The sequence below is a fragment of the Kaistella sp. SH40-3 genome, assembly GCF_030686865.1.
GTDB lineage: Bacteria > Bacteroidota > Bacteroidia > Flavobacteriales > Weeksellaceae > Kaistella.
Genome location: NZ_JAQYUS010000005.1, coordinates 201657 through 215054, shown reverse-complemented (window position 1 = coordinate 215054; position 13398 = coordinate 201657). Strand labels below are relative to the sequence as shown.

At 35.2% G+C, this 13398-nt stretch carries 13 protein-coding genes; 6 read left to right on the top strand and 7 right to left on the bottom strand.

Translation table 11 applies throughout. From position 1 onward, the window contains the following. Positions 1-21: 21 nt before the first annotated feature. On the bottom strand, positions 22-1104 hold the full coding sequence (locus tag PUH65_RS10160; RefSeq protein WP_305519892.1) for an alkene reductase: 1083 nt from the start codon (positions 1102-1104) through the stop codon (positions 22-24). Positions 1105-1342: 238 nt separating this feature from the next. Between PUH65_RS10160 and PUH65_RS10155 the strand changes: the two genes are divergently transcribed. The 3 genes from PUH65_RS10155 (at position 1343) to PUH65_RS10145 (ending at position 3535) form a co-directional block, all read left to right on the top strand. Next, positions 1343-1771 carry a 3-hydroxyacyl-ACP dehydratase FabZ family protein gene (locus tag PUH65_RS10155; protein ID WP_305519891.1) on the top strand — a complete coding sequence of 143 codons (429 nt, stop codon included), beginning with the start codon at positions 1343-1345 and terminating at the stop codon, positions 1769-1771. Between the two features lie 216 nt (positions 1772-1987). Further along, positions 1988-3262 (top strand): beta-ketoacyl synthase, encoded by a 1275-nt coding sequence (locus PUH65_RS10150; protein ID WP_305519890.1) that lies wholly within the window; start codon positions 1988-1990, stop codon positions 3260-3262. A gap of 18 nt (positions 3263-3280) precedes the next feature. Next, entirely contained in the window at positions 3281-3535 is a 255-nt protein-coding gene (locus tag PUH65_RS10145) for an acyl carrier protein (RefSeq protein ID WP_305519889.1), read from the top strand. Positions 3536-3541: 6 nt separating this feature from the next. Here the strand turns inward: PUH65_RS10145 and rdgB are convergent, their stop codons facing one another. Further along, positions 3542-4117 (bottom strand): RdgB/HAM1 family non-canonical purine NTP pyrophosphatase, encoded by a 576-nt coding sequence (gene rdgB, locus PUH65_RS10140; RefSeq protein WP_305519888.1) that lies wholly within the window; start codon positions 4115-4117, stop codon positions 3542-3544. 66 nt (positions 4118-4183) lie between these two features. Next, entirely contained in the window at positions 4184-5017 is an 834-nt protein-coding gene (locus PUH65_RS10135) for a CPBP family intramembrane glutamic endopeptidase (RefSeq protein ID WP_305519887.1), read from the bottom strand. 157 nt (positions 5018-5174) lie between these two features. On the opposite strand from PUH65_RS10135, the gene PUH65_RS10130 reads away from it, so the two are divergent. Together PUH65_RS10130 and PUH65_RS10125 are read left to right on the top strand one after the other, a co-directional pair. After that, positions 5175-6770 (top strand): peptide chain release factor 3, encoded by a 1596-nt coding sequence (locus tag PUH65_RS10130; protein WP_305519886.1) that lies wholly within the window; start codon positions 5175-5177, stop codon positions 6768-6770. A gap of 129 nt (positions 6771-6899) precedes the next feature. Next, positions 6900-8057 carry a DUF4349 domain-containing protein gene (locus tag PUH65_RS10125; protein WP_305519885.1) on the top strand — a complete coding sequence of 386 codons (1158 nt, stop codon included), beginning with the start codon at positions 6900-6902 and terminating at the stop codon, positions 8055-8057. 270 nt (positions 8058-8327) lie between these two features. Here the strand turns inward: PUH65_RS10125 and PUH65_RS10120 are convergent, their stop codons facing one another. The 4 genes from PUH65_RS10120 to PUH65_RS10105 form a co-directional block, all read right to left on the bottom strand. Then, positions 8328-9398: a DUF2891 domain-containing protein gene (locus tag PUH65_RS10120; protein ID WP_305519884.1), complete on the bottom strand. Its 1071-nt coding sequence runs from the start codon at positions 9396-9398 to the stop codon at positions 8328-8330. A 172-nt stretch (positions 9399-9570) separates the two neighbouring features. After that, positions 9571-9813, bottom strand: a complete 243-nt coding sequence (locus PUH65_RS10115) for a hypothetical protein (protein ID WP_305519883.1) — start codon at positions 9811-9813, stop codon at positions 9571-9573. Between the two features lie 47 nt (positions 9814-9860). Beyond that, complete coding sequence (locus tag PUH65_RS10110) at positions 9861-10223, bottom strand: hypothetical protein (RefSeq protein ID WP_305519882.1); 363 nt, start codon at positions 10221-10223, stop codon at positions 9861-9863. A 15-nt stretch (positions 10224-10238) separates the two neighbouring features. After that, on the bottom strand, positions 10239-11387 hold the full coding sequence (locus tag PUH65_RS10105) for an acyl-CoA dehydrogenase (protein WP_305519881.1): 1149 nt from the start codon (positions 11385-11387) through the stop codon (positions 10239-10241). Positions 11388-11559: 172 nt separating this feature from the next. On the opposite strand from PUH65_RS10105, the gene PUH65_RS10100 reads away from it, so the two are divergent. After that, on the top strand, positions 11560-13338 hold the full coding sequence (locus tag PUH65_RS10100; protein WP_305519880.1) for a long-chain fatty acid--CoA ligase: 1779 nt from the start codon (positions 11560-11562) through the stop codon (positions 13336-13338). Positions 13339-13398 lie beyond the last annotated feature (60 nt).

The window sequence follows — 13398 nt, the reverse complement described above, 5'->3', positions numbered from 1 at the left end:
GAATTTCCCTATAAATTTTCCTTATTTTAAAAAATGATAGTCAGTGTAACCTTTTGCACCTGGCGTGTAAAAAGTATTCTGATCTGCTTCATTTAACGGTGCATCAACCGCAAAACGCTGTACGAGATCCGGATTGCTGATGAAAGGAACTCCGAAAGAAACCAGATCTGCAAGACCATCTTCTATCGCTTTATCTGCTGTATCTTTTTTAAATCCACCATTGATCATAAATGTTCCTTTGTAAATTTTACGATAATGATCGGCGGTTTCCAGAATACTTTTTAAAGGATCATCATCCTGACCTGCAAATCCGCTGAAATGTAGATAAGCCAGATCGTAGTTATTTAATTTGTTCACCAAATATTCAAACATTTCTGTCGTTTCGTCATCTTTCGTCATACCAAAAACACCATCGAAATCTGGAGAAAGCCTCAAGCCAACTTTTTCAACAGGTATTTTCTCGATAACAGCATCCAACACTTCAAATAAAAACCTACCTCTATTTTCAATGGAACCTCCATAATTGTCTTCTCTTTTGTTGGAAGTCAGGGCAAAAAACTGGTGAAACAAATAACCGTTTGCACCGTGGATTTCAACACCATCGAAACCCGCTTTCATTGCATTTTCTGCAGCGTTGGCAAAATCCTTAACGGTTTGTTTGATATCTTCCAAAGTCATTTCCTGCGGTGTAACGGTATCCTTGAAACCTTCGTACGTATAAGACTGCGTTTCAGGATTTACCGCAGAAGGCGCTAAAGGTACTTTTCCCTTATGAAAATCAGGGTGCGAAACGCGACCAACGTGCCACAATTGAGCAAATATTTTCCCACCACTTGCGTGCACAGCGGTAGTTACGTTTTTCCACGATTCTGTTTGCTTTTCGGTGTAAAGACCAGGAACGTTGATGTATCCTACAGAATTTTTACTCACATTTATACCCTCAGTTATTATCAAACCGGCCGTTGCTCTTTGCGAATAATAATTTTGCATCAGGTCATTCGCAAGGTGTTCATCATTGTCTGCGCGACTTCTTGTCATCGGCGCCATCACCATTCTGTTTTCTAATTTTAAATTTTTCGAAGTGTATTTTTCTAAAAGTTTCATTTATTCAGTTTTTGTAGAAGCAAATTACCAACAATCCGGCCAGAGTCTTGTTGACCCATGATAAGATTTTCTTAAAGTTCACGGTCATTTCAATAAAGAGTCTCACTCGTTTTTTATCTATTAAAAAATATCAATCCAAAAACATATCAATGATGACATGTAAAACTTTAAAATAATTGCTTTCACCAAGGTTAAAATATTTTTTTTTTCGCATCTTCACGAAAGCGAAAGTATCAAAGTGAAAAACGAAGAAATTTTAGAAAAACTGCCCTATGCTATTCCATTTTTGTTTGTGGATGATTTGGTGAGCGTTGACGAAAATGGCGTGACTGGAACTTTCACTTTTAAAGAAGATTTAGATTTTTATAAAGGTCATTTTAAAAACAATCCAATTACTCCCGGAGTTATCTTAACCGAAACAATGGCACAAATCGGACTGGTTTGTTTAGGAATTTTTCTGGTTGGAAATGATTTGACCGAAGAAAGTCAAATTGGTTTAACTTCCACAGATATCGAATTTTTGAAACCCGTTTTTCCGGGTGAAAAAGTAACTGTGATTTCAGAGAAAATATATTTTAGATTTAATAAATTAAAATGTAAAGTCAAGATGTCGAATGAACAATCAGAAATTGTGTGTGAAGGCAGTATTGCAGGAATTATTAAATAGTTTAGAACGGCAATAGAATTTAAGTAACTCAATTTATCACACAGATTCCACAGATTTACACGGATGTCGTGGAATAAAAAACTGCGAAGTCTGCACGAAGCATTTCAGTGATTACACGCAAATAGCACAGAATTGCAAAGAGTTAGCATTTTGAAAATCTGTGGAAATCCGTTGAAATCTGTGCGAAAATTTTTAATAAATATCAGTGCAAAAATTATGAAAGAAAGAAGAGTTGTCATCACCGGTTTAGGCGTCGTTGCACCGAATGGCGTTGGTTTGGAAAATTTCCGTTCTGCTTTAAAAGAAGGACGCTCTGGAATTCAGTTTGATCAGCAATTAGCCGACTTGCAATTCTCTTGTCAGGTTTCCGGAACGCCACCGATTGATAAAGATAATTTAAACGTATATTTTACGGATTTAGAACTTCGCAATTTCAATTCTACCGGAATTATGTACGGCGTTATCGCAGGCTTAGAGGCCTGGAAAGATGCGGGTTTAGAACCTTCTCTAGATGAAAATCCAGATTGGGACAGCGGAACGATTTTCGGCGCAGGAACTTCAGGTATTGAAAAATTTCGGGAAAGTATTTATAAGATTGATGCACTCCAAACCAGAAGATTAGGAAGCACCGCCGTTTCCCAAACCATGAATAGTGGAATTAGCGCTTATCTCGGCGGGAAATTAGGTTTGGGAAATCAAGTAACTACCAATTCTTCTGCTTGTACTACAGGAACAGAAAGTATTTTAATGGCTTTTGACCGCATAAAAGCTGGAAAAGCAAAACGCATTTTAGCCGGAAGTACAAGTGATTCCGGACCCTATATTTGGGCAGGATTTGATGCCATAAAAGTCTGTAATTTTAAATCGAATGACAATCCGCAATCTGCCTCTCGTCCGATGAGTACTTCTGCAGCGGGATTTGTTCCAGGAAGTGGCGCCGGTGCTTTGGTCATTGAAGATTTGGAATCTGCTTTAGCAAGAAATGCAAAAATCTATTGCGAGATTCTCGGCGGAAATTTGAATAGTGGTGGTCAGCGCGGCGGTGGAAGTATGACGGCACCAAATTCTACTGCGGTTCAAAAATGTGTGAAAGATGCTCTTTTAGAAGCCAGAATTCACGCAAATGCTATCGATTATATCAGTGGACATCTCACGGCGACTTCAAAAGATGCAACCGAAATCCAAAATTTATCAACCGCTTTAAACCGATCTGGTAAAGATTTCCCCTACATCAATTCTTTAAAAGCGTTGACAGGTCATTGTCTTTCTGCAGCAGCAAGCGTTGAATGTGTGGCAACGGTCTTACAACTGTCTGAAAATTTTGTCGCACCCAATATTAATTGTGAAGATTTAAATCCAGACATTTCCGCGATTATCGACTCAGATTGTATTCCACAGCATTTAATCGAAAAAGAAATCAATATCGCAGCAAAAGTAAGTTTTGGTTTTGGAGATGTAAACGGATGTATTATCTTTAAAAAATATTCTTAATAAAATTTAAATCTTAATATGAACAAAGAAGAGGCTATTCAAAAATTAAAAGAAATTGTAAAACCTTATGTTAAAAATGAGGTCGAATTAGAGAACATCAATGAAAATACCGATTTCATCAATGATTTAAATATTAATTCTGCCAATTTGGTTGATGTTATTTTAGATGTTGAAGAAGTTTTTGACATTGAAATCGATGCTGATTCTATGGAGAAAATGCGCGATGTAAAATCTGCATTAACTGTGATTGAGGAAAAACTTTCTCAAAAATAATAAAACCTAATGTTCCATAAATTCTAAAAACAACTCGATGGCTTTTTTCCGGTGGCTGATTTTATTTTTGTCTTCTGCTTTCATTTCAGCAAAAGTAACTTCGTAATTCTCTGGAATAAAAATTGGGTCGTATCCAAATCCTTTTTCACCGCGAATTTCTTTTGTTAAATTCCCATAAACTCTACCTTCAAAATAATTAATTCCTGCTTCATCAACCAAGCACATCACCGTTATAAAATAGGCTTTTCGGTTTTCTACACCTTCTAATTCTTCCAAAACTTTCGCCATATTCTTCCCAAAATCGTGATTACCAGCATAACGCGCAGAGTAAATCCCAGGTCTTCCATCAAGCGCATCAACGACCAAACCAGAGTCATCTCCTAAACTGGCTTTCCCCGTTTTATCAAAACAATACTGGGCTTTGATTAAAGCATTAGCGTGAAAGGTTTCCCCATCTTCTACAATTTCATCATGAATATCATAATTTGTGAGCGAAGTCACTTCAAAATGATTTCCTAGTATTTGCTGAATTTCTTCTTTTTTATGATTGTTGTGCGTCGCTATGAGAATTTCTTTTTTCATTGTAATGAATAATATTAATAAAGTATTAAAAAAAATTGTCAAAGATTTTAACTTTGACAAAGTGAATTAATTTTCGGTGTAATGAACTCTGTATTTTTTAGTAAACAGAATATAGAAAGTGGTAAAGAGCACAATTCCAATTGCTAAAATTAGCCATTCTGAAACTTTAAATGTGTCGGCAAAACTTTCTGTATTTCCGTAAAATATAAGAATTGCAGAACATAAATTATTAAAGGCATGCAACAGAATTGGTAAAAGCAAAGATTTTGTTTTATAATAAACCAATCCCAAAACACTTCCCAATAAAACTGCACCTACAAATTGCCACGGATTTCCATGAACCAATCCAAAAATGACAGCGGATATAATAATCGCAGTTTTGGGTTTAGTTCCTTTATTAATAAGCCCTTTCATGATAATTCCGCGAAAAACTATTTCTTCGAAAAGTGGCGCCATAACTACGGCCATTAAAATTAAAGTGGCTTTATCGTTGGTCATCTGATCCATTAATCTAGAAAAATACTGATAATATTCGCCAAAAAATGGTCCTGTAGTCGGAATTTGTGAAGTTATAAACTCACCGATCAACATCATTCCAAACATCATGGGGAAAATTAAATAATAGGTCATCAAATTGGTGGGTGACATATTAAAATTTAATTTCCTGCCAGTTGAGGGGCGACAAATAAAATAATCGAAAGCGAAAATTGCTGATAAAAATCCAACTGCGTTTGCCAGTAAAAGGTAGTAATCGTGATATTGCATATTGACATTAAAAACGAACATTGAGATAACGTTCAAAAGAGCCATTACAAAACTTCCCGCAAGAAATCCACCTACCAAAGCAAGCACTCCTTTACCATCTAAAATATATTTTTTCGCAACCGATTTTTCTTCCATGAACTATTAATTTGCGCAAAGATAAATCTTTAAATAAAAACCGACGAAGACCAAGAGTTTATTTGTTCACAAAAATTCTAACCCATTAAAAAGAAGAAATCTTTTCCATTTTCATTTTCGATAAAAAAAAGCGATTTTTGCAGTCTCAAATATAATTATGTCAGATCTACTCAAAGAAATAGGAAAAAGGAAAACTTTCGGAATTATTGCCCACCCAGATGCCGGAAAAACAACACTTACAGAAAAACTCTTGCTTTTTGGAGGTGCAATTCAGGAAGCAGGTGCGGTAAAATCGAATAAAATTAAGAAAGGCGCGACTTCCGATTTCATGGAAATTGAAAGACAGAGAGGGATTTCTGTAGCAACTTCTGTTTTGGCATTTGAATATAAAGGTCATAAAATCAATATTTTAGATACGCCTGGTCACAAAGATTTCGCCGAAGATACTTACCGAACTTTAACCGCAGTGGATTCTGTAATCGTAGTAGTTGACGTAGCAAAAGGAGTTGAGGAACAAACTGAAAAATTGGTTCAGGTTTGTAGAATGCGAAATATTCCGATGATTGTTTTCATTAATAAATTGGATCGTGAAGGAAAAGATGCTTTCGATTTGTTGGATGAAGTTGAGCAGAAATTAAGTTTAACCGTTGTTCCACTTTCTTTGCCGATTGGTATGGGAAGTGATTTCCAGGGAATTTATAACATCTGGGAACATAATATTCAGTTATTTTTAGAAGAGAAAAAACAAAGGGTTGGTGAAGCGATCAAGTTTGATGATATCAGTGATTCTAAAATTGATGAGGCGATTGGTGAAAAAGCCGCAGCAACTTTGAGAGAAGAATTAGAATTAATTCAGGAAGTTTATCCGGAATTTAACCGAGAAGATTATATGGCTGGAAATTTACAACCTGTTTTCTTCGGTTCTGCATTAAACAATTTCGGAGTTCGCGAATTGTTGGATGCTTTTATTGAAATCGCACCTAATCCTCAACCAAAGGAAAGTGACACCAGATTGGTAAAACCTGAAGAAAAAGATTTTACTGGATTTATTTTTAAAATTCACGCCAATATGGATCCCAAACACCGTGATAGATTGGCTTTCGTGAAAATCGTTTCCGGTACTTTTAAAAGAAATGAAAATTACCTTTTAGTAAGAGAAAATAAGAAAATGAAATTCTCTTCTCCAAATGCGTTCTTCGCGGATAAAAAAGAAGTGGTTGACGAAAGTTTCCCAGGCGATATTGTCGGACTTCACGATACTGGAAATTTCAGGATTGGTGATACTTTGACAGCCGGTGAAAAAATGAGTTTCAAAGGTATTCCAAACTTCTCACCAGAGCATTTTAGATACATTAATAATGATGATCCACTAAAAGCGAAACAGTTAGCGAAAGGAATCGACCAGTTGATGGACGAAGGTGTGGCGCAATTATTTACGCTGGATATGAATAACAGAAAAATTATCGGAACGGTTGGAGCGCTTCAATATGAAGTTATCCAATACCGTTTGGAACATGAATATGGCGCGAAATGTACATATGAACCGCTTTCCATACATAAAGCATGTTGGATTGAAGCAGATGAAAAATCTGAAGAGTTCAAGGAATTCGCAAGATTGAAACAGCGCTTTATGGCAAAAGATAAGTACGGACGACCTGTATTTTTAGCCGATTCTTCTTTTACCATTCATATGACTCAGGAAAAATTCCCGAATGTGAAATTGCATTTCATCAGTGAATTTAAGAAAGATTAAATTGTAAAGTCTTTGTAAATTAATTTGCAAAACACAGATAGAGAGACTCTTAATTATTTTAAGAGTCTTTTTCTATATTTAAGGGAATGCTATTTGATTATCTTGCCACGATTAAAATGAAAAATTAAAATGAAAAAAATATTTGCCACATTCATTCTTTTGACTGCTTTAAGTTCTTGCAGCAAGCAGGAATTTTCAGAGGCAACCAACTCAATAAAACGAGCCGACAGTCTTTTTACCAGAGCCAACGACGGTTTGAAAACTATCGATTCTATTTCAAAAAGAATTAATGATTCCGATGGAATTGCCAGAAAAGTTCTTATTCCAACAATAGAAAAACAGACTAAAAAAATCGACAGTACTTTAAAAACCGGAAGTTGGAAAATTGATTCCATTAATAAAGATATTGCAGAAATTACGAAGAATGTAAAAGTTGGAACGGACGTTGCAAAAACTTTAGACTCGGCAAATAAAGCGCTTCAAAATGGTGAAAACGTAATTTCCGTTTTAAGCAAAACGGCGGATAAAATTCTAAAAAGAACACAAACTCAAAAAGCAACTTTGCCACCAAATTCAGAAAGTCAAAATCCCCAAACCAATCAAAATAATACGGTTGTTATTCCACCGATTATCGAGAAAAATCCTTTGGTAAAAACTGCGATTTTAGAAATTCAGGTGGATGACATTTCTCAAGCAAAATCTATTTTAAAACAGAAAATTCGGGAAAGTAATGCGGATTTGGTTTCTGAAAATTTCAGTCAACAGGAAGGCTTTGAAAGGGAATATATCACGGCGAAAGTTCCGTTGTATAATTTCGATAATTTAGTTTCGAACCTATCAAATGGATTAGGTGAAGTGAAATCGAAATCTTTGGAAAGTCAGGGAAACGATTATATTTCGAGTCAAATGTATGATGTAGAAATTACTTTAGTTCAGAAAGAGTTAACAACATCAAATCAAATCGTTACAGATAATAATAACAATAATAATAATAAACTTTCTGATTCATTTGGTTCAAAATCTTCATCAGCATTTATGAGTGGTTTTGAAGTTATTGGAAACGTGATGATTGCGATTCTACCCTTTTGGCCCATCTTTATAATTGCGGGTTTAATCTTGTATTTAATACGAAGAAATAAGAAAAACAAGGAAGCGAAATCTTTAGAAAATCAAACCAATATTCCTGTTGAAAAAACAGAAACGACTACTCCATCGGAAATTGTAGAAAAGGAAAATAACGACGATTCTGCTGAGCCTGATTATTCGAAATATTTACCGAAAGAATAATTTTAAACCACAAAAGAATCTCGTCATTACTGTAGAATAAAAAATACATTATTCGCACGGATCGCACAGATTTCCACAGATTAATTTTATTAAAAAAAATCTGTGGAAATCCGTGAAATCTGTGTTTAAACAAATTTTAACGCATTCATCGAACAAAGAAAAATGCAAAAAATATTTTAGGTTTTGGCTAAAGCCACTTGCATTTTAAATTTAAAGAACGGGCTAAAACCCGTTCCTATTTATATCTAAAATTTTTATGGCACTTATAATTTATTCTTCACTCAAAGCATAAACTGCAAAACTCGCTAGCCAGTGATCTCCACCGTAATTCCCTTTGAAAAGCAACGGTAATGCGTTGGCTAAAAATTTATCTGAGGTTGTAGAAAACTGTTTTTTAAGCGGATGATTAGTTGCCAATGATTTAGAAATCCCTTTCATCGTCCAGGCTCTGGTAAAGGATAGTCCGACCAAATGAACGGTTTGAAAATCATTGATATCACTGATAACGGGAATTTCCGAAATATTCGCAATACTTCGTTTTTCGTAAAAATGATTGAACCATTTTACGAACTCTTTCTGTGGAAGAATTCTGCGCATTAAATCTGCTATTTCGAGACTTGGCGAAAAGAAATCACTTCCATCTGGCTCGAGATAAGCTGGAGTTTTTTGATCTTTTAAATAAAAATATTTTGCTTTTTCAACCAGTTGATTTTCGAAGACTTTATCGTTTGATGCTCTCGCCCAATCGATTGCAAAGGCCATTGCGAATGCGGAATTAGGATGAACTCCTGTTCTGTTTGGATAGGTTTGTTTGGGCAAATAAATTTTCCAAAGTCTTAGAATTTCGTCGGTTAAAGGTTTTAAATTCTGATGCCAAATCTTTGCTTGTGGATCATCCCAACTGATTAATTCTTCATCTAATTTCAATAACCACGCCCAACCATACGTTCTTTCGAAATTCATTGAAACTGCATATTTTGTAAAATAGGCTGCTTCTTCTCTCAATTTTTCCGGCTGAAAAGATGCATTCAAAATTTCGATGATTTCTTTTTTATTGGCCAAATGTGGTCTTGACTTTAATAACCGAACCAACATCCAATGACCGTGAACAGAGGAATGCCAATCGAAACAACCGTAGAAACTTGGATGTAATTCTGTAGGAGTTAAAGTCGCTTCCTTTTCATTATTAATGATATGAGCCGTTTTATTGGGATATTCCTGATTGATGCATTTCAGTGGTTTTTCGGCCAGTTTCATTGCGATATCGTCGGTGAATTTGGGCAATACTTGTGCATTAAAAGCGCAAGTTAATAGAAGGGCAATTGGTATAAATTTGTTCATCTTTTAATAGAAATTGATTTAATACAAAGGCTCAAAGATTTTATTACAAATGCAATGCTTTTCTTTTTTTTTTTAAGATCGCAAAGGCGTTCCACTTAGCAAAGGTAAATCTCAGAATTATCTTTTTGAGTTTTAAAAAAAGTTGACTTTAGCCGTCCAAAAAATTAAGTCATTAAAAATTCATTTTTCCGTTCATCATAAAATAATAGAAAATTCCGGCGGCGAAAAATAAAACCAAATAAATGATTACTAATGTTTTCTGCTTTTTTAAGGAAGACAAAACCAGTAAGCCTAAAATTCCCGTTACTAAAACGATTAATTTTTGAATTGGCTCTGGGATAAACATAGAACCAGCGATTAAGGCGAGGGACAAAAAGTGAAAAATTCTTTCCTTCTTTAAAATATATTCTTTCATTTTCTAAAAATAAGAAATCCTTTCAGAATGCTGAAAGGATTTTCTCTTTATTTCATGTTGACTACTTTATCAACCACGTATTTCGTATTTCCACGCCATGGAATTGCACCGTTGTATTCTTTGTAATGCAAATCGAACTGCTTTCCGCTGTTCTCTTCTAACTGTTTAAAAACGGCTTCGTTTTCTACTGAGAACTCGAATTCATAACTGGTCAATCCACCGGCTTTACCGGCACCAAAACCTTCCTGAATGAGTTTTCCTTCGTAGGTTTTAAAGATATATCCTTTTTTAGTAGCGTAATTAAGGTATCCTGATTTGACGCCTTCCGCAAACACGAAAAAATATTTATACCACATAAAACTTCCTAAAACCAAAAGAACGGCTATTACAACAATCCAAATTTTTTTCATAGCGTTTACTTTTTACTAATTACTGTTTTTAGCAATACTTCTCGAAATCACGATTCTTTGAATCTCAGAAGTTCCTTCATAAATCTGAGTAATTTTAGCATCACGCATCATTCTTTCTACATGATATTCTTTCACATAACCATAACCACCATGGATCTGAACTGCTTCAATCGTAGTGTCCATGGCAACTTGAGAAGAATATAGTTTTGCCATTGCACCTATTTCAGAAATATCTTTTCCTTCATCTTTTTCAACTGCGGCTTTATAACATAACATTCTGGCAGCCATAATTGACGTTGCCATATCGGCTAATTTAAAAGCAATTGCCTGATGATTGATGATTTCTGTTTTGAATGCTTTTCTAGTTTTAGCATATTTCAAGGCTAGTTCGTAAGCACCAGAAGCAATACCTAAAGCTTGAGAAGCAATTCCGATTCTACCACCGTTTAAAACTGCCATTGCGAAATTAAATCCAAAACCGTCTTCACCGATTCTGTTTTCTTTCGGAACTTTCACATCCGTAAATAGCAAAGAATGGGTATCGCTTCCGCGGATTCCTAACTTGTCTTCTTTCGGACCGATTTCGAAACCTGGCCATCCTTTTTCAACGATGAACGCATTGATTCCTTTGTGTTTTTTCTCTGGATCAGTCTGCGCAATTACAATATAATATGTTGCATTCCCCCCGTTGGTGATCCAGTTTTTGGTTCCATTTAAGATATAATGATCTCCTTTGTCAACTGCTGTTGTTTGCTGAGAAGTAGCATCTGAACCTGCTTCTGGCTCTGATAAAGCGAAAGCACCAATTACTTCACCACTTGCAAGCGGTTTTAAGTATTTCATTTTTTGCTCTTCGTTGCAGTATTTTTCTAAGCCAGCACAAACCAATGAATTATTCACCGACATTACTACTGCTGCAGAAGCATCAACTTTTGCAATCTCTTCCATAGCGAGAACGTAGGAAACACTGTCCATTCCTGCACCGCCATATTTTGGATCTACCATCATACCAAGTAGTCCCAATTCGCCCATTTTCTTTACCTGTTCGTGCGGAAACTTCTGTGCGTTGTCTCTTTCTATAACTCCTGGTAAAAGTTCAGTTTGTGCAAAATCTCTTGCAGCTTGCTGAATCATTAACTGTTCTTCAGATAAATTAAAATTCATAAGGTTTAAAAATTGTTTGGTTGTAAAAATACAATATTTCTAAAAATTAAAAAAGAAAATTATTAATTCCTCAAAATTTGCTATTGCACATTTAAATAAAAATGATATTTTTACATCAAATCAATATCAAATTAACGTTAATTTTAAATTAATCTCCAAATAAAACTATAATATGTCAATAAAAAGAACTTTTGATTTTGCGCACAATGCGTTAGAAAAATATTCAAGAGAAGATATGTTTGTCACCAAATATAATGGAAAGTGGGAAAAAACATCAACCAGTGAGTTCGTTACGTTAGGAAATAAAGTGTCACGTGGACTGCTAAAGTTAGGAATAAAACCTGGTGATAAAATCGTCTTAATCACGACTGCTACAAGGACTGAGTGGGCTGTAATGGATTTGGGAATCTCTCAAATCGGTGCAGTTTCTGTTCCGGTTTACCCGAGTATTTCTGCTGAGGATTATGATTTCATCTTTAATAATGCAGATGTTAAATACTGTTTTGTGTCAGATGCTGACTTGTATGAAAAAGTAATGAAAATAAGAGATAATGTTCCCACGTTGCAAGGAGTTTTTAGTTTTGATCAAATTAGTGGCGTGCCGAACTGGAGCGAAATTATTGATTTGGGAAGCGATGAAGCCACGCAAGGCGAAGTTGAAGATCTATCGAAATCGATTAACACAGAAGATTTAGCAACCATTATTTACACTTCCGGAACAACAGGAAAACCAAAAGGCGTAATGCTTTCTCACTTGAATATTGTTTCGAATGTGCTGGGTTCTAATCCAAGAATCCCAGAAGTAAAAGGTCTTGAGTACACCGATATCAAAATTTTAAGTTTCCTGCCGATTTGTCATATTTTCGAGAGAATGCTTTTTTACCTTTATCAGTATAATGGCTATGCTATTTATTTCGCTGAAAGTATTGAAAAAATGGGCGACAATATCAAGGAAGTTCAACCGCACATTATGTCCGTAGTTCCTAGATTAATCGAAAAGGTTTATGATAAGATTTACGATAAAGGAACCAGCGCGGGCGGATTAAAATCAAAAATATTCCTATGGGCTCTGGGCGTAAATAAAGCCAAAGAAAAATTAGGAAAACCATCTGGCTTAAAAGAAATTATTGCGGATAAATTAGTGTTCTCAAAATGGAGAGAAGGTCTTGGTGGAAATATAATCACCCTCGTTTCAGGTTCTGCAGCGTTATCTGCACGATTAAATAAGATGTTCCAAAATGCCGGAATTCCTATTTTAGAAGGTTACGGTTTAACAGAGACTTCACCCGTAATTTCAGTGAACAGTTTTGGTAAAATTAAGATAGGAACAGTTGGTCATGTTTTAGATAATCTGGAAGTGAAAATTCAGGAAGATGGGGAAATCACCGTAAAAGGTCCTTCTGTTTTTAAAGGTTATTTCAAAAATGAAGAAATGACAAAAGAAGCATTTACTGCTGATGGTTTCTTTAAAACCGGTGATATCGGGCATCTTGACGAAGAAGGTTATCTACATATCACAGACCGTAAAAAGGAAATGTTCAAAACTTCGGGTGGAAAATATATCGCACCGCAAGTAATTGAAAACTTAGCAAAAGCCTCAAAATTCATTGAGCAAATTATGGTCGTGGGCGATGGTGAAAAAATGCCATGTGCTCTAGTTCAACCCGATTTCAATTTTATTAAAAACTGGGCAGAAAGAAAACAGTTAGAGATTGGAAACACACCAGCAGAAATGGTAAAAAGTCCGGAGTTAAAAGAAAGAATAGGAAAAGAAATCGCTTATCTGAACACCAAATTAGGAAGTTGGGAACAGATTAAAAAATTCGAACTCACGCCAGAAGTCTGGTCTATTGAATTAGGTCTCCTCACTCCTACTTTGAAATTGAAAAGAAAAGCCGTAAAAGAAAGATACATCAAACTGTATAATGCGTTGTACGGACATACAGAGTAAATTTTAAGATATCAATTTAAAAGCACCGTTTTTTGTGAACCGTGCTTTTTTTCATTTTTT